This window comes from Paludisphaera rhizosphaerae, assembly GCF_011065895.1.
In the GTDB taxonomy this organism is placed as follows: domain Bacteria; phylum Planctomycetota; class Planctomycetia; order Isosphaerales; family Isosphaeraceae; genus Paludisphaera; species Paludisphaera rhizosphaerae.
The window spans coordinates 300,003-316,585 of record NZ_JAALCR010000006.1 but is presented as its reverse complement, the minus strand read 5'-3'; the positions used below and the strand labels follow the sequence as shown (position 1 = coordinate 316,585).

Genomic DNA, 16,583 nt, shown 5'->3' with positions numbered 1-16,583 from the left:
CCGCCGCCGCCCATTGCGACGGCCGTCCGAACCTGGGAGACGATCACGATGCGACTCGCCCTGACCACGCTCCTGCTGGGATTCGCCATGACCCTCTCGGCCAAGGCCGACGAGCCCCACCGCGTCTTCGAGCTGCGCACGTATCACACGCCCGACGGCAAGCTCGTCGACCTCCACAAGCGGTTCCGCGACCACACCTGCGCCCTGCTCAAGAAGCACGGGGCCGAATTAGTCGGCTTCTGGGTGCCCACCGACGACAAGGACGCCAAGGACAAGACCCTCATCTATCTCGTCGCGTACCCCAACCGCGAGGCCGCGACCAAGACCTGGAAGGCTTTCCGCGAAGATCCGGAGTGGATCAAGGCCAAGGCCGAGAGCGAGAAGAACGGCTCGCTCACCGAGAAGGTCGAATCCGTCTTCCTGGCCCCCACCGACTACAGCGCCATGAAGTGAGCGACGTTGAACCAAGGGGGGCGAAAGTGCTAGTCTGAAGGTCGTCCGACGCCCCGCGGCCCCGCCATTTTCGCCGCGGCCGGTGCGTCGGGTCGTGGGCGGCGAGCAACGGCGCGGGCGTCCTCGACGCCCCCGACCTTCCCCCGCGCGGGACCTCTCCGAGCCTGATCGACCGACGTCCCGAGGACGCCGGCCGGATTCGGGCGATTCGAGCCAGACAGGCCGGAAGCGAACGATGGCCAGACGACCGAGTGTTCAGGAGATCCTGGAAGCCGCCCGACGCGGAGGCCAGACCCCCGCCGAGTCCCAGAAACCAGCGGCGCCGTCTCCTTCGCCGCCGGCTCCCGAGCCCACGCCCAAGGCCGCCGGTCCTCAGCCCCGGCTGAGCCTCCAGGAGAAGCTCGGTCAGGCCCAGCTCGAGCGCGAGGCCCGCGCAGGCGCGTCAACGGCCGAACCGGCCCGACGCCTCACGCTCCAGGAGAAGCTCGATCAGGCGAATGTCGAGCGCGGGGCCCGCATCGCGGCCCGCAACGGCGCGGCGGCGTCCAGCGATCCGGTCGTCGCCGACGTTCCCGCCGCCCCGGGCCGGCTGACGCTCCGCGAGAAGCTGGAGAAAGCTCGCGCCGAACGCAAGCCCGCGACCATCCTGACGGCACCCGCACCGGCCCAGGCGTCGGCAGCCGCACCGGCCGCCGCCGCCGCTGCGCCGGGCCGCAAGCTGACGCTCCAGGAGAAGCTGGCCGCCGCGCGTGGCGAGGGGTCGCCGGCCGCGACGCCGCCTCCCGCGGCTCCCGCTCCGGCACCGACCGCGCCGGCCGGCAAGATGTCCGTGAAGGACAAGCTCGCCGCGGCGAGAGGCCTGGCGGCCCAGCCGGTCCCCCAGAAGCCGGCGACTGCGCCGGCCGAAACTTCGCCCGTCGCTTCGCCTGCGGCCGATCGAGAGCTACCCCCGCTCGGTGAGATCACCGACACGAAGGACCTCGCCGAGGCCCTGCGACGCACCGGCGCGAAGAAAGCCGAGGAAGCCGCGACCCGCCCGCCCGCCGCAACCATTGTCGTCCGCCCCATTTTCGACCATTCAGCGGCTCCGGCTCGGCCCTCCGCGCCGGATGTCAGGATCGAGCCGCCGATTCGCTCGCAGGTGCATGTCGACGGCCGCGGGATGTTGATCTACGCGACCTGGTGGACGATCGCGGGCTGGGTCGGCCTTGGCGCGGTCGTCCTCTGGCTGCTTCGCCTCCTCGCGACAGGCTCGTCCTGATCCCCGAGGCCGGTTCGGGCCGATAAGATGAGAAGCGCGAAGGGAGGCCCGAACGATGGCGACGGACGACGTGAAGCGCGAGGCCGAGTCCCTCCGCGCCGAGATCGAGCGGCACAACCGGCTCTACTATCAGGAAGCCGCCCCCGAGATCAGCGACCGCGACTACGATCGGCTGATGCAGCGGCTGACCGAGATCGAGGCCGAGCATCCGGAACTCGCCACACCCGACAGCCCCACCCAGCGCGTCGGCGGCGAGCCGCTATCCCAGTTCGCGACGGTCGTCCACGCCGTCCCGATGCTCTCGATCGACAACACCTACAACTACGACGAGGTTCGCGAGTGGGACGCACGCGTCCGTCGCGGCCTCAACGCAGGAGAGACGGTCCGCTACGTCGTCGAGTTGAAGGTCGATGGCGTGGCCGTTTCCGTCCGCTATGAAGACGGGAAGTTCGTGCTAGGGTCGACCCGCGGCGACGGCGAGCGCGGCGACGACATCTCGGCCAATCTGCGGACCGTCCGCGACCTCCCCCTGAAGCTGCACGGGAAGGCCCCCGAGGTCTTGGAAGTCCGCGGCGAGGTCTACATGACCAACGCCGAGCTGGCACGCCTGAACGAGCTGCGCAAGGAGGCCGGCGACAAGCCTTTCGAGAACCCGCGAAACTCCACGGCCGGCTCGCTCAAGCTGCTGGATTCCCGCCTCTGCGCCCGCCGCCGACTCAAGTTCATCGGCCACGGCCTGGGCGAGGTCCGAGGGCTCGACGAGACGTCCTTCTACGACGTATTCCAGAAGCTGAAAGCCCTGGGAATCCCGGTCAGCCCGCACGTCGTCCGCTGCGATTCGATCGACGAGGTCATCGAGCACGCCAAGGAGTGGGAGACGCGGCGGAACACGCTCGACTTCCAGACCGACGGCCTGGTGGTGAAGGTGGACGACCTCGGCCAGCGCAACCGGCTGGGATCGCGGAGCAAGTCGCCGCGGTGGGTGATCGCGTTCAAATACGAGGCCGAGCAGGCGATCACGAAGATCACCCAGATCACCGTGCAGGTCGGCAAGACCGGAAAGCTCACGCCGGTCGCCGAGCTGGAACCCGTCCGCCTGGCCGGCACGACCGTCAAGCGCGCCACGCTCCACAACGCGGATGAGATCCGCCGCAAGGACGTCCGCGAAGGGGACACGGTCGTCGTCCAGAAGGCCGGCGAGATCATCCCCCAGGTCGTCCGCGTCGAGACCGAGGCACGCACCGGCAACGAAGTCGAATTCGTCTTCCCCGACCGCTGCCCGAGTTGCGAGGCCCCCGTCGTCCGCGACCCCGGCGAGGTCGACTACCGCTGCTCGAACCGGCCCTCGGCCTGCTCCCAGCAGTTCGAGCGGAGGCTGCGGCAGTACGCCCACCGCGACTCGCTGGACATCGAGGGCCTCGGCGACAAGCTCGTCGATCAACTGGTGAAGACCAACCTCGTCCGGAGCCTCCCCGACCTCTACCGGCTGGACGCGGCGACGCTCGCCGGACTGGAGCGCATGGGGGAGAAGTCGGCTGAGAACTTGTTGGCGGGCGTCGAGCAGAGCAAGCGCAAGACGCTCGACCGCTTCATCAACGGTCTGGCGATCCGCCACGTCGGCGTGCGGATGTCCGAAGTCCTGGCCACGCGTTTCCGGACGCTCGCCGAGCTGCGCAACGCGTCCCTCGCCGATCTGGAAGCCGTCCCCGAGGTCGGCGCCGTCGTCGCGGCGAGCGTTCACGAGTTCCTCCAGGAACCCGACCACCAGCGCCTGCTCGACGAGTTGACCGAACTCGGCGTCGACCCGCAGCCCTACACCCCGGTTTCATCAACGGCCGCCAATCTCCCGTTCCTGGGCAAGACGTTCGTCCTGACCGGAACGCTTCCGAAACGCTCGCGCGCGGAGGCCGAGACGCTCATCAAGAGCCTGGGCGGCAAGGTGACCGGCTCCGTCTCCAAATCGACCGGCTACGTCCTGGCCGGCGCCGATCCCGGCAGCAAGCTCGACAAGGCCCACGCCCTGGGCGTCGCCGTACTCGACGAGGCTGAGTTCGAGCGGATGGCTGGAGTTGAGAATTCGTGACGATCCTGCATCTCTGCACCCTTGCGGCGGCGGACAGAGAGCATACGATGGGATCCGGATCAACAATATCATTCCGAACCAATTCGCCCCAACGCCTGACTCTGCCGCAGTGATTCGTTGGCGGGACTCGCACGATCGCGGAGCAGAGCCCGCCTCGCCTGGTGAAGAAGCAACATCACGTCTTCGGCGTTGTACTTCATCGAGACGCAGAACTCGCGAAGCCCACCTCTGACGCCAGACACCGTGAGGAGCCCTGCCATGCCCGCGTTGCCGCCTCGGGTCAAAATCTTCGCGGAGGCGCGTGCCGTCGTCATTGTCGCGATCGTGAAGAACGTCGGACGCATCACCGTCGCTCCCAATCAGGGAACAGTGACCCTGAGCAACGATCCCACGCATCCTCGAGCGATTCTTCGGTCGGTCATCCGAAAGCTCTCGCTTGGGCCCGGATCGAAACACTCCATACTAATCGCCGGCTTATTCTACGCCGACCATTTCGGCAAGCTCAGCAAGAGAAAAGAGAAAGTGACTTTCGGCGACACAGCGGACATCGATATCACGGTTACAAATACGCCGCCCGGAAGCACCACGCCGAGCAACGTGACGATTCATGAGACCGCCGTCAGCGTTGACTCCGAACCGAACGACGTCCCAAACCCGCTCGACGATTTCCTCTTCAGCAACTGAATCACGAACGAACGCAGCCGCCACGCCCCAGATCGGACTATATCGATTTTTTCTTGCAACGAAGTAAACCAAGACGCGTAATAGTGCGAGAAGGATTTGTGCAACTCCACATCGGGAGGTCGCTTTCATGGCCGACTCTCACGTCAAGATCTTCAAAAAGTCCCGGCGAGGCGTCGCTCTCCACTTCGCGAAGGGCATAGGAGATCTCTCGATTAAAGAGGGCACCATCCCCTACGTCCAACTTGGCGATGGCAAACATAAGATCACACGTTTGCTCGTTCGTCAGCAGTCGCTCGGCAAGAAGACCACGTACATTCTGCTTGTCGTGGGGTTCAAATACGAAAAAGACCCATACGTTTTGATCGAGCAGAAGGCGACGAAGGGGCAGGCGGACGGCGACGTCAAGGAAGATCAAGCCTCGGTAGACATCACCCTGACGAATGAGCCGCCCAACGGCAGCGATCCGGTCGACATCGACATCGTCGCGACGGATGAAGATCCCAGCACCGAGGAGAACGAGTCGCCCGAGCTTCCCGACGATGACGTCCTCGTGAATACCTGACAGAACAAGTGGAGAGACCTAGGCTCTCAGTCGCCGGCCGCCGGCAGGCCGCTCAATGCGACCTCGAATTCTTCGAGGCTTCTCTGCGTCCGCGCGTTACGGGGATTCACATCTCGGGCTGAGCGGAGATGAACGAGGGCCTCCTCCAGCCGGGGCCGCGCCGCCTTCACGTTCGACTGGCGAACGTCCAGAAGAGCGAGCTTGCCGAGGGCCCGCCCTTTCAACGCGGAGAAGGCCGAATTCTTCGCGTCGGCCTTGATCAACTCCTGAGCCTCCTCGTCGGCGCGCGTAAGGTCGCTGCGAGCTTCCGGCAGGGCCCCCGCAGCGGCCTGCAATTCGGCGCGGGCGAGCAAGGCCTCGATGAGGGCCCTGCGGTAGTTCGTGTTCTTGGGGCTGATTCGCGACAGCTCACTCAGTTCGCCGACCGCCCCATCAACGGCCTTCTTCGCCTGCTCGGCCTGCCCGCCCGCCCCGGCGAGCGAACGCGCGAGCTTCGTCCGCGCGTTCGAACGTTGCTGCCGGAAGACGGTTTTGAGCTTGTCGGTCGGGTTCTTCTGCACTTCGTCGTCGGCCCGACGGACGACCTCGCCGAGTTCAGCGGCGGCCCGAGCGAATTCCCGCAACTCCAGGAGCGCTTCGCCCAGGGTATCCTGAAACAAGACCACCTCAAGCCTGTCGGTCCTCCCCGGATTCTCGGAATCGGCCAGTGGTTTCATGAGACCGACAGCGTGCTCGGCCGCTTCCGCAGCCTCCTTGAAGCTCCCGACGCCGAGGTGATTGTTCGCCAACGAGTTGGAGACCCTCGCCTCGGTCCGTTGGTACCTGGGCTCCTTGGGGTATTCCAAGCGGAGCGCCTCGCTCAGTTTCGCGGCCTCGGCGAGAAACGGAGCGGCCCGATCGGGGTCGTTCCGGATGCGGTGGGCCCCACCCAGATCCAGCAGAGTCTCCGCCAGGAAGTCACGGTACCTCGGAACGTCGGGCCGGATCACCGCTGCTTCGCGGAGGAGTGCAACGGCCCGGTCGTAAGATTGTTCGTCCAGCTTCCCCTGAATCCTCCGGATATTGGCCAGTTCTCGATAGTTTCTCGCGGTCTGGAAGCGGACCTCTGGGTCAGCCGGTTTCCACTTCGAGATCGAATCCAGAAAACCGGCCGCCATCCCAGCCGTGTCCTCGCGCAGGGGGATCGCTGCCGGGATGAGGAGGAGATCCTCGGCCGCAATCCGTTCGAGGAAGCGTTCGGTCAGATCCAGCGATTTCGCGTAGTTCTCCTCCACTTCTCGTCGAGCCGCCACAGCTTGGTCTCGCGCGACGGCGGCCAGATCGCGTTCGCTGCGGATCGCCGCATTGGCCCGAGCCGTCTGGACGTTCAACGCGGCGAGCCCGACGAGCGTGGAAATCAGCGCAACGGCCGCCGCCGCAGCCGTGGTTTGATGCCGGCGGAGCCAGCGGCCGGCGCGTATCGGAAGCGGTTCGAGAAACGCCATCGTGGGCTCGTCGTCGAGCCATCGCTCGACGTCCTGCGCCAGGTCGGCGGCCGTGGGGTAACGATCTCCGGGATTATGGCCCATGGCCTTCAGGCAGACGGCTTCCAGCGCGGTAGGGACGTCGCGGTTGATCTCGCGAGGCCGGGCGAAGTCGCCCCTTCGGACGCGGCCGAGCATGGTGGCGAAGTCTCCGCCGGTGAACGGAGCCTTCCCTGTCAGGATCGCGTAGAGAATGGCCCCCAGCGCGTAGACGTCGCTGGTCTGATCCATCCGACTGATGAAGCCGCCCGCCTGTTCCGGGCTCATGTAGGCGACCGTTCCGACGACGACGCCATCCTGCGCCAGGGTCGAGTCGTATCCGCCTGGCGGCAGATGAATCGAGTCGCCGACGACGGCCGATTCGCCCTCCTTCCGGGGGATCGGCATGGCCAGCCCCCAGTCAACGACGAGGGTCTCGCCGAACGGACCCAGGAGGATGTGGTCCGGCTTCAGGTCGCGATGCAGCACCCCCCGACTGTGAGCGTAGGCCATCGCCTGGCAGGCGCTCACGAAATGCCGGAGCAGCCTGGGGAGCGTGACGGGCGGCTCACCGGGCGGCGGCGGTGCAGCGTCGGTCGCGCCGTGGAGTTGCTTCAGCTTTTCGCGCAGACTGGGCCCCTGGATGAACCGCATCGCGTAGAACGGGGTGCCGTCCTCATGCGTACCGAGGCTGTAGACCGGCACGATGCCCGGGTGCTCCAGGGCGCCGGTGACCATCCCCTCTAGCACGAACTGGTCTCGGCTGACTGGATGGTAAGCGTGCTTTTCCTGGATCTCCTTCAGGGCGACGTTGCGGTTCAACTCCTGGTCCAGAGCGATGAAAATCCGACCGAGCATCCCGGCGTCGTGGAAGCGGAGAATTCGGAACCGCGAGGACGACCAGGATCTGCCGCGTGCTCCACCGCCTCCGGCTGGATTCTCGCCGGCCTCGGCATCGGGTGCATCGTGGGCCGTGGTGGCATCTGTGTCGCCGGTCGTCGGCGGCGTGGTGAGACTCGCCTCGACGTCGGGGTCGCCCATCCCCTCGACGGCTCGAATCACCGGGGCGAGCGAGCCGAAGGCGGCGAGGCTCTTGTGGACGTCGTCGCCAAACCGCCGGCGATGCTCCTCGGCTAGAGCCTCCAGCAGTTCGAGTTGCCTGGCGTCCAGTTTGCCGGCGCGCAGGAGGATCTCGCCGAGCCGCCGCGACTTGTCCACCGCCCACGCCTGGATCGCCGCGATGAGAGACGCGTGGTCGATGAACCCGTTCTGAAGCGCAAGAATACCGACCAGCAGGTTGCGGGAATTCACACCCCTCAGAGGGGCCTTGCGACTCGCCCCGCCCGCCGTCGAAAGCTCGGCGAAGGCCGCTTCCACGAGGCCGCGAGAAGCCGGGAATCGAGAGATGTATTCTTCCGGCTTCGGCTCCTCGCCGGCATCGGCGCGAAAGGTCAACTCCAGCGACAGCAGCCGTTCCAGCAGTTGGTCCGCTTGCGGCCCCGCGTCCGCCAGGCTCTCTTCCAAATCGGGCCGATCGCCTCGCCGCCATGCCTCTTCAAAGCGCGCGCAGGCCTCGGCCATGCGCTGGACCTCGGAGGGCGAAGGCCCGTGGGTCTCCTCGGGTGATCGCTCGCTCATCTTCCAGGACCTCCCACGCCGAGCCGTCGAGGTCCAGCCGCGGGCTGAGAGCCCTCAGAGCGTCGGATGGGATGATCTTAGCAGGCCCCGCCGCAAGTTTCCGAAGTGAAAAACGGATTTACGGACGTAACGAATCATCCAGGCGAGACAGCCGCGGACGCGGTCGATCAACCCTTCTTCTTCGGCACGACCAGCCCCATCGCCCTCATGAGCATTTGCAGGTCCTCCCACGAGTCCTTCTTCGCCGCAGGGTTGCGGAGGAGGTAGGCGGGGTGGTACGTGGCGATCGTCGGGACGCCGAAGACGCGGTGCCAGCGCCCTCGAAGCCGGCTCATGCTCAGAGCCGTGTTGAGAAGGGTCGTCGCCGAAATCCTCCCCAACAAGCAGAGATATTCGGGGCGGACGATCTCGATCTGTCGTTCGAGATACCCGAAGCAGTTCGACGATTCCTCGGGCGTGGGGTCGCGGTTCTCAGGGGGACGGCATTTGAGGATGTTGGCGATGTAGACGTCCTCCCGGCGCAGGCCCATCCCCTTGGTGATCATGTCCGTCAGGAGTTGGCCCGCCTTGCCGACGAACGGGACGCCGCGGCGATCTTCGTCGGCTCCGGGCGCTTCGCCGATGAACATGAGCCGGGCCGTGGGCGATCCATCGGCGAAGACGGTCTGCGTTCGGTTCTGCACCAGGACCGGGCAGCGGACGCAGGCGGCGACTTCCTGTGCGATCACCGCCAGGGCCGCCGAACGATCCGCCGGCTCGATGAAGGGAGCCTTGAATTCGACGGCGCCGAAAAGGGAGCCCGGGGCTTCGACCGGTCTCTGCTTGGGCGGCGGGGCGGGCCTCGGCGGCGGCGGAGGGGCCGCCGCCGGTTTGGGCTGCTCGACCACCGGTGGAGAGGCAGGGGCGGAGATGACGGGGGGGGCCTCGCGCGGGGGCTCAACGACGGCCGAACGCGGAACGGGCGGACGTTCCGGGGACTTCGGCAGCGTGGAGACCCCGGCCCTTGCCAATGATTCGAGGCGTTGGCGAACCTCGCGGATCAGCCGGATCCGCTCGATGTCGCGTTCGTCGTCGATCTCGACCTCCATGTCAGCCTCTCCCCCAGGGCCCCCGGTCCCGAGCCCGAATGGTACGTCGAGGCCGTCGCGGGATCAAGTCAAGGCTGAGGGGCGCGACGGATGGGGTCGGGACGAGGGTTGAAGAACCGAGAGATCCACGCCCGCCACGCGGCGACGTCGTATTCGAAGTCCTGACCCGTGAGCTTGTTCAACGCGGTGCGGACCTCCACGTTCTGCGAGGTAATGTACACGATTCCCGGCTGTGGGCCGCGATCGGCGCCCACCCCGGCGCCAAACACCCCACCAGAGGTCATGCCATCGCCGACGCTGATCGGCGCCCCGCCGTTCAGTGGGTCGAAACCGATCACGTTGGGAACGACGAACGCCCCATACGCCACGGCTCCCGGTCCGACCACCGGGCCCGTCATGTAAGCCGCCGAACTACCGTTGTAGGCGATCAGGGGAGGCTGGCCGTACCCGGGATAGGCCGGTCGACTGGATGGGATCAGAACGACCCGCTCCTCCGTCGTGACGAGGACCTCCAGCAGCCTCGGCACGGAGGAGAAGACGTCCAGACGCCCCAGCGCCCAGGCCGCACGGTTGATGACCGAGACGTCCGACGACTTGAGCGCCTTGACCAGCCGCGAGGGAACGATGGCTTCCTCCCGCTTCCGGAGCCGATCGACGACCACGTTGCGGACGGCGTCGTCAGGATCGCGCAGGATCATGTCCACAAGGGACCTGGCGGCGGCGTCGCCTGGGATCTCGCCAAGAACCTGCGCCAACATGGTTCGGAGGTCCTGGTCCTGCTCGCCCAGAACCTTGACCAGCGGGCCGACGGCCTCCGGATCCCTGAGCTGCATCAGTTGGTCGATGCTGTCGCGGCGGCGGTCGGGCGACTCGGACTGAGTCCCCTGCACGAGCACCTTGATCCGACGCACCCAGGAGGCGAATCCGGCCGAGTTCTGGGCCTGCTCGTCGTCCTTCGCCTTCTCTTCAGCGAGGACCCACTTCCCCTTGTGCAGGACCATCCCCGCCGCCCGCCGCTGTTCGTCGGCCGTCAGCCATTTGCCGTCATGCTCGACGTGTCCGAGCTTGCGGTGGGCGTCGGCGAAGTCAGGGTCGCGTTTCAGTGCGGCCTCGAAATGGACCTCGGCCAGATCCGGGAGTTCGTGCGATTGGCACCAAACACCGAGGTCGTAATCGGCCTGAGCCGAGGGGGCGAGTTTCGCCCGTCGCTCCGCGTACCCGTCGAGCGGCGAGGGTTGGGCCAGCACGTCGAGGATCTGGTCCTTCCGGAGCGTCAGGGGGGTCTTCCCACGGGGGAGAACCACGAAAATGCGCTCGCCCTTTTTGTCGTCAGGGTCTGGGACCACCTTCCCCTGCACCTGACCGCCCCCTTTCAGCGCGATCAGATCGGCCCGCGTCGCGGCGACGGCAGCCGAGAGTGCGAGCGACAGACCGACGCCCAGCCCCAGCATTCCGCGACCCACGGCAGCCTCGCTTTCGCCCAGGGAGCGCACGGTCATTCTCGCCGCTACCGATCATTGTAGAATCGGCCTTAACGCCCGGACAACCGTGGATTTCACGGCTGGCGCGGTCTTCTTGCCGCCTGCGCTTCACAACGGGCAGACTGGGTCAAGGAGGACGACCCACGACGCTCGCGGATTCATCCGCCCGACGGCACAGTCGGTCGACCTTTGAGCATGAATCATTCGGGGAGAATCATCGCCCCCGGGAGATTCACCATGCAACAGACATCAAATTGGTTCGCCGATGCATTCGAGTGGGCGGGGCGTGGATTCGCCTTGCTGCTCTTCCTGTTCTGGGGCGCTTTCTTCGTCGAGCACCTGGGAGAATGGTTCCTCGCCAGCGGCACGGCCTGGCCGCTGCTCTGGGTCTGGTGGGTGCAGGCGCTCCACTTCGGAATGCTGCTGGCGCTCGCCGCGACGACGGTTTGGGCGTGGCCCGGCGCGTTCGCGACCGTCGCGGCGACGGCGGTGTTTTTCGCGACGATCGGGTATCGCGGGTTCCCGTTCATCGCCCTGGTCAACCTGGCGCCGCTGGTTTGTTTCGCCGTCGCCCGGCTCTTCCAGCGGGCGTGAGGGTCAGGCGAAGTCGATGGCTTCCAGCTCGGCGGAAACCTCGTGCAGCCGCTCGGAGAGGTAGGCCCGGATCTCGTCGCTCGTGGAGAGCTGAAGGACGTGGTGGGCGAACCGTTCGGCCTGAGCGGTCGTCACGGAGGCGATCAGCGCCTTGATCTGGGGGACGAAGGCGGGGCTCATGCTGAACCGCCGCAGGCCCATGCCGAAGAGGACCAGCGCCGCCCTGGGCTGGCCGGCCATCTCGCCGCAGACCGTGACCGGCGTCCCCGTGCGCTGGCAGGCCTCCAGGACCATGTTGATAATCCGGAAGATCGACGGGCTGAGGGGCTCGCAGAGGTGGGCGACCTTGGGATTGTCGCGATCGGCGGCGACCAGGTACTGGATGAGGTCGTTGGAGCCGATCGAGATGAAGTCGGTCTCGCGCAGGAGCGCGTCGATGCAGACGGCGGCTGCGGGGACCTCGACCATGACGCCCGTCTTGACGTCGTCGGCGAACGGGACCCCCTCGCGCCTGAGGTTGCTCTTGGCCTCCTTGACCATCGTGTTGAGCCGACGCAGCTCCTCCACGGTCGTGATCATCGGAAAGAGCATGGAGACCTTGCCGTGCCTTCCTGCGCGGAGGATGGCGCGGATCTGGGTCACCAGGAGCTTGGGGTTCTCGAAGAAGATCCGGACCGAGCGCCAGCCCATGAACGGGTTCGGCTCGTTGCGGCGTCCCAGGTAGGGGACCGTCTTGTCGCCGCCGAGGTCGAGGGTGCGGATCGTGGTCGTCTTGTTGGGGGAGCTGAGGACGATCTGACGGTAGTACTCGTACTGTTCTTCCTCACCGGGAACGTCGTGGTGAGTGAGGAAGAGATACTCGGTCCGAAAGAGGCCCACGCCGGCGGCGCCGACGGAATCGGCGGCCTGCGCGTCGGCGAGGTTGTTGATGTTGGCCAGGACTTCGACGTGGGTGCCGTCGCAACTCACGGCGGGCTGATCGCGATTGGCGACCAGCCGATCCTTCAGCAGGAAGAACTCGCGCTGGACCTTGCGGTAGGCGGAAGTGGCCTCGCGGTCGGGGCGAACGATCACGTGGCCCTCGCGACCGTCGACGACCATGAGGTCACCGGCGACGACGTCGTTCATGATCCCGTCGACGCCTGAGACGGCGGGGATGCCTCGGCTGCGGGCGAGGATCGCGGCGTGGCTCGTCGAGCCGCCGGTCTCGGTGACGATCCCGGCGATCGCCAGGTTCCCCAGGCTCATCGCCTGGCTGGGGAGGATCTCATGAGCCACCAGGATCACCGGCTCCTCGCCGGCATGCGACTCGGTTGCGCCGTTGCCGTTTTCGGCCGGGCCGGGCTTGCGCGTCAGGTGTGAGCCGATCCGGGTCATCACGTCGCGAACGTCGGTGACGCGCTCGCGGAAGTAGTCCTGATCGATCCGGGCGAACTGCGCCGCGTAGGCGTTCATCACCGACTGCAAGGCCGAGAGCGCCGTCAGCCGCTTCTTCTCAATCGCCGCATGGACCCGCGCGGTCATCTCCGGGTCGTTGACCATCTGGAGGTGGGTCTTGAAGATGTCGGCCGCGGGCGTCCCCAGTTCCAGGGCGATCCGCTGGACGAACGTCTCCAGCTCGACCGTGGTCTCCTCGACCGCGCGGTCGAACCGGGCGATCTCGCCGGGGACCATGGCCGCGCTCTCGAGCGACTGAGGCTCCCCAGCGCCGAGCACCGACTCCACCCGGTAGGCGACGCCCACCACCACGCCAGGACTGACACCGATGCCTTTGAGCATAAGACGAACCGCCGAGTCGTCCCGATGACTGTTCCGTGGCCCGCCCCGACCGATCGCCGCGCCGAAATCACGCTTGATTTAGCGCATTCCGTTCGCCGCCTCGGGAAACCAGTTGGGAAGGAGAGAGGACGCCTGAGCCGCCCACGGCTCCCGGTCAATCTATAGCGTAGGGATTCCAGGCTCCTCCGTCCAGAGCCGATCGGCGGTCGACCGACGCGACGGGAGAGGCCGGCGCTCGTGGCGACCGCCGATCCGAGATTCCAAAGAGCCTGCGCGCTTCCATCAGTCGCCGGCGATCCGAATAATATAGGGAAGTCGGTTGAAGAAACGGAGGCGGACGGCGAACACTCCGAAGGGCCGTCGCCGCAGCCACGACCGATCGAGCCCCTCGACCCAGGCGTCCATGTCCAGTTCACGACGAAGGCCGTCGCACCTTCTCGATCGCCGGCCCTGATCCAGCACCCAGCGGGAGCGCCCCACATGTCTCAGCCCGAGGGTTTGAAGCGCGTCTACGGGATCGACCTGGGGACGACGTACTCCGTGATCTCGTACGTCGACGAGCACGGCAAGGCGGTGGTGGTGCCGAACCAGGAGAGCGAGCGGATCACCCCCTCGGTCGTCCTGTTCGACGGCGACGCCGTGATCGTGGGCGACACGGCCAAGGAGTCGGCCAAGGTGGAGCCGCACCGGGTCGTCTCGCGGGTCAAGCAGCACATGGGCGACCCCAACTTCGTCTTCGAGAACGAGGGGAAGACGTACAACGCAGAGGACGTCTCCTCGTTCATCCTCCGCAAGATCGTCGGCGACGCCGAGGTCGCGCTCGGCGAATCGGTGACCGACGTCGTCATCACCTGCCCGGCCTACTTCGGGACGCCCGAGCGCGAGGCCACCGCGAACGCCGGCCGGCTCGCCGGGCTGAACGTCCGGGCGATCCTCAACGAGCCCACCGCCGCGGCCGTCGCTTATGGGCTGGAGCAGGGGGCCGACCAGACGGTCCTCGTCTACGACCTCGGCGGCGGCACCTTCGACGTCACGATGATCGAAATCAAGGACCGGCTCATCCGCGTGGTCTGCACCGGCGGCGACCACCGGCTCGGCGGCGTGCTCTGGGACGAGGCCGTCGTGATGTACCTCGCCGAACAATTCCGCGAGCAGACCGGCGAGGAGTCCGACCCGCTCGACGACCCTGAGGTCCTCAACGATCTGACGCTCCAGGCCGAGCGCGGCAAGAAGACGCTCTCCCAGCGCGACAAGGCCCCGTTCCGCGTGACCCACGCCGGCAAGCAGGCCCGCGTCGAACTGGACCGGGCGAAGTTCGAGGAGGTCACGAAGCACCTCCTCGACCGCACGATCGAGCTGACCCGCGAGATGCTCGACGACGCCCGCGCCAAGGGCTGCCAGACCTTCGACAAGATCATCCTCGTCGGCGGCGCCACGCGAATGCCCCAGGTCCGCGACCGGATCATCGCCGAGTTCAACGTCGAGCCCGAGAGCTACGACCCGGACGAGGCCGTCGCCAAGGGCGCGGCGCTCTACGGCCTGAAGGAGTCGCTCCAGCAGGGCGTGCAGGAGATCCTCGCCGCCGAGGCCGCCGAAGCGGGTGAGGCGTCGGCCGACGCCGACCGGGCTCCCATCGAGCTGAGCGACGTCCCCGAGGAAGAGGTGGCCGAGGCCCTCGACCGCCTGGAGAAGCAGCTCGGCTTCACACTGACGGGCCCGGTCCGCGAGTTGGTCGGAACGAAGATCGTCAACGTCCTGTCCAAGAGCCTGGGCGTGGTGGCCCTGAACGACAAACGGCAAGAGGTCGTCGTCTATCTCCTGCCGAGGAACACCGAGGTCCCCTTCGAACGCTCGACCGACTTCGGCACCGACGCCGACAATCAGATGGCCGTGGACATCAAGGTTATGTCGGGCGAGCGCGACAGCCCCGAGCCGACCGACTGCCAGGAAGTCGGCGTGGCGACGCTGAACCTCCCCGAACGCCTCCCCGCCCACAGCCCGATCCGCGTCAAGTTCGCCATCACGAGAGACGGCCGCCTCAACGTCACCGCCCTGGACCTGACCGCCGGCGGCGCCATCGAGGTCGACTTCCAGACCGAGGCCGTCAGCGACTCCGAGGCCGTCGAGGAACGCTCCACGGCGCTCCGGCTGCTGACGGTGTCGTGAGGTCCCGGAGAGAATGGCATGGCCGAGGAACGCCGATTGAGATCCCGCCTGGGCGAAATGCTAGTGGTCGCCTCAGTGCTCGGGCTACTAATCTGCTTTCTCATTCCTCCCATTCTTCAGCTCCCGTATTCGACGCCGGTCGTCCCGACATCCCCACCCGACGAGTCGTACCGTGTCTACCTTCCAAGCGCGTGGTTAATGGTCCGGCCCTCTGGATGGGAGGTGAAGCTGTCAGAGAATCCTGACGTCTCTCACGGCGACTTCACCTTCTGGATTCAGACGAGGAACAGCCCTTTTCTGTCCGGAGAGTGGTCCTTGAAGGAGCCGGAGAGAGAGGCCGTCGGCCACGAGATCTCTTTCTTGGGTCGATCCGCTTGACTCACGACTAAGTATCAAGCCCCTGATTCCTCGTTCTACATAGGAAGTGATCGCCGTCAAACCAACGCGATCAGTCGCCATGGCTATCTCAGATCGACGCTGGCCGCCCGTCACGATGACCGTTGGATCAAGATCTATTATTCCTGCTACGGCGAGTTTCCAGCCGTCCTCGATATGATGTGGAAGTATTTCGAGACGCTGCAAGCTCCGGCCACTGTCGAATCGAAGCCGGATCGGTAAAGCCGCGTCAGGAGCCGCTATGTCCATCGCCGAGCATACCGATACCGAGGGCCGCCGATTGGTGCTCCACGGCGTCCCGTGGTCGCAATACGAAACCCTTCTTGACCTGTTCAAGGATCGCTCCCTGCGCCTGACTTATGATCGAGGGATGCTCGAACTCATGACGCCGCTCCCGATCCACGAGAGATACAAGTCGCTGTTCACTCGCATGATCGAGACCATTGCCGACGAGTTGGAGGTCGACTATTTCGCGCTCGGATCCACGACGTTCGCCAGTCAGGCCCTCGAACAAGGGTTAGAACCCGACGCTTGCTTTTTGATCGCCAGCGCCTCCCGTGTCGATGATTGGCGCGAGTACGATCCAGCGACCGACCCGCCGCCGGATCTGGCCGTCGAGATCGACGTGACGAGTGATTCCCGAAAACGCCTCGGAATATACGCCGCGCTGAAGGTCCCAGAGGTATGGCGGTTCGACGGATCGTCGATCGTCGTCTACATCCTGCGGGATGAGCTTTACTCGACGTCAAAGCAGAGTCCTAGCTTCCCGATCGTCCCGACAGAGCAACTCGCGGCATTCGTTCGCGATTACCGCTCAGGAACCGACCGAGCGTGGATCAAGGAGTTTCGCCGCTGGGTCCGCGAAATCGTCGCACCGGGCAAGGAGGGCTGAACCG

13 protein-coding genes are annotated in these 16,583 nt (G+C 66.0%); 9 read left to right on the top strand and 4 right to left on the bottom strand.

What is annotated here, in order from left to right:
• Positions 1-48: 48 nt before the first annotated feature.
• From G5C50_RS10305 to G5C50_RS10285, 5 genes are all read left to right on the top strand, one after another.
• Positions 49-453, top strand: coding sequence for an NIPSNAP family protein (locus G5C50_RS10305; protein ID WP_165068595.1), 405 nt, complete (start codon positions 49-51; stop codon positions 451-453).
• A 235-nt stretch (positions 454-688) separates the two neighbouring features.
• Positions 689-1,714 carry a hypothetical protein gene (locus G5C50_RS10300; RefSeq protein WP_165068592.1) on the top strand — a complete coding sequence of 342 codons (1,026 nt, stop codon included), beginning with the start codon at positions 689-691 and terminating at the stop codon, positions 1,712-1,714.
• A 55-nt stretch (positions 1,715-1,769) separates the two neighbouring features.
• Positions 1,770-3,797 (top strand): NAD-dependent DNA ligase LigA, encoded by a 2,028-nt coding sequence (gene ligA / locus G5C50_RS10295; RefSeq protein WP_165068590.1) that lies wholly within the window; start codon positions 1,770-1,772, stop codon positions 3,795-3,797.
• Between the two features lie 258 nt (positions 3,798-4,055).
• Entirely contained in the window at positions 4,056-4,481 is a 426-nt protein-coding gene (locus tag G5C50_RS10290) for a hypothetical protein (RefSeq protein WP_165068587.1), read from the top strand.
• A 127-nt stretch (positions 4,482-4,608) separates the two neighbouring features.
• Positions 4,609-5,043, top strand: coding sequence for a hypothetical protein (locus tag G5C50_RS10285; RefSeq protein ID WP_165068585.1), 435 nt, complete (start codon positions 4,609-4,611; stop codon positions 5,041-5,043).
• Positions 5,044-5,069: 26 nt separating this feature from the next.
• Here G5C50_RS10285 and G5C50_RS10280 read toward each other — a convergent pair whose 3' ends face one another.
• The 3 genes from G5C50_RS10280 to G5C50_RS10270 all read right to left on the bottom strand — a co-directional run bounded on the left by G5C50_RS10280 (position 5,070) and on the right by G5C50_RS10270 (position 10,734).
• A complete protein-coding gene (locus G5C50_RS10280) occupies positions 5,070-8,183 on the bottom strand; it encodes a serine/threonine-protein kinase (protein ID WP_165068582.1) in 3,114 nt (1,037 codons plus the stop codon).
• Between the two features lie 167 nt (positions 8,184-8,350).
• A complete protein-coding gene (locus G5C50_RS33025) occupies positions 8,351-9,271 on the bottom strand; it encodes a uracil-DNA glycosylase (protein ID WP_261349406.1) in 921 nt (306 codons plus the stop codon).
• Between the two features lie 68 nt (positions 9,272-9,339).
• On the bottom strand, positions 9,340-10,734 hold the full coding sequence (locus G5C50_RS10270) for a HEAT repeat domain-containing protein (RefSeq protein ID WP_165068580.1): 1,395 nt from the start codon (positions 10,732-10,734) through the stop codon (positions 9,340-9,342).
• Between the two features lie 255 nt (positions 10,735-10,989).
• On the opposite strand from G5C50_RS10270, the gene G5C50_RS10265 reads away from it, so the two are divergent.
• On the top strand, positions 10,990-11,346 hold the full coding sequence (locus tag G5C50_RS10265; protein WP_165068577.1) for a hypothetical protein: 357 nt from the start codon (positions 10,990-10,992) through the stop codon (positions 11,344-11,346).
• A 3-nt stretch (positions 11,347-11,349) separates the two neighbouring features.
• Here G5C50_RS10265 and ptsP read toward each other — a convergent pair whose 3' ends face one another.
• On the bottom strand, positions 11,350-13,125 hold the full coding sequence (ptsP, locus tag G5C50_RS10260) for a phosphoenolpyruvate--protein phosphotransferase (protein ID WP_165068575.1): 1,776 nt from the start codon (positions 13,123-13,125) through the stop codon (positions 11,350-11,352).
• Between the two features lie 480 nt (positions 13,126-13,605).
• Here ptsP and G5C50_RS10255 point away from each other — a divergent pair, with 480 nt between their 5' ends.
• The 3 genes from G5C50_RS10255 (at position 13,606) to G5C50_RS10245 (ending at position 16,579) form a co-directional block, all read left to right on the top strand.
• Positions 13,606-15,291, top strand: a complete 1,686-nt coding sequence (locus tag G5C50_RS10255) for an Hsp70 family protein (protein ID WP_165068573.1) — start codon at positions 13,606-13,608, stop codon at positions 15,289-15,291.
• A gap of 18 nt (positions 15,292-15,309) precedes the next feature.
• A complete protein-coding gene (locus G5C50_RS10250) occupies positions 15,310-15,669 on the top strand; it encodes a hypothetical protein (RefSeq protein WP_165068571.1) in 360 nt (119 codons plus the stop codon).
• 259 nt (positions 15,670-15,928) lie between these two features.
• On the top strand, positions 15,929-16,579 hold the full coding sequence (locus tag G5C50_RS10245; RefSeq protein ID WP_165068568.1) for a Uma2 family endonuclease: 651 nt from the start codon (positions 15,929-15,931) through the stop codon (positions 16,577-16,579).
• Positions 16,580-16,583: the final 4 nt, after the last annotated feature.

Coding starts and splice junctions, on each gene's coding strand:
- G5C50_RS10290 (WP_165068587.1), top strand. CDS start 4,056: ATGCCCGCGTTGCCGCCTCGGGTCAAAATCTTCGCGGAGGCGCGTGCC.
- G5C50_RS33025 (WP_261349406.1), bottom strand. CDS start 9,271: ATGGAGGTCGAGATCGACGACGAACGCGACATCGAGCGGATCCGGCTG.
- G5C50_RS10245 (WP_165068568.1), top strand. CDS start 15,929: ATGTCCATCGCCGAGCATACCGATACCGAGGGCCGCCGATTGGTGCTC.
- G5C50_RS10280 (WP_165068582.1), bottom strand. CDS start 8,183: ATGAGCGAGCGATCACCCGAGGAGACCCACGGGCCTTCGCCCTCCGAG.
- ptsP (WP_165068575.1), bottom strand. CDS start 13,125: ATGCTCAAAGGCATCGGTGTCAGTCCTGGCGTGGTGGTGGGCGTCGCC.
- G5C50_RS10285 (WP_165068585.1), top strand. CDS start 4,609: ATGGCCGACTCTCACGTCAAGATCTTCAAAAAGTCCCGGCGAGGCGTC.
- G5C50_RS10250 (WP_165068571.1), top strand. CDS start 15,310: ATGGCCGAGGAACGCCGATTGAGATCCCGCCTGGGCGAAATGCTAGTG.
- G5C50_RS10300 (WP_165068592.1), top strand. CDS start 689: ATGGCCAGACGACCGAGTGTTCAGGAGATCCTGGAAGCCGCCCGACGC.
- G5C50_RS10255 (WP_165068573.1), top strand. CDS start 13,606: ATGTCTCAGCCCGAGGGTTTGAAGCGCGTCTACGGGATCGACCTGGGG.
- G5C50_RS10265 (WP_165068577.1), top strand. CDS start 10,990: ATGCAACAGACATCAAATTGGTTCGCCGATGCATTCGAGTGGGCGGGG.
- ligA (WP_165068590.1), top strand. CDS start 1,770: ATGGCGACGGACGACGTGAAGCGCGAGGCCGAGTCCCTCCGCGCCGAG.
- G5C50_RS10305 (WP_165068595.1), top strand. CDS start 49: ATGCGACTCGCCCTGACCACGCTCCTGCTGGGATTCGCCATGACCCTC.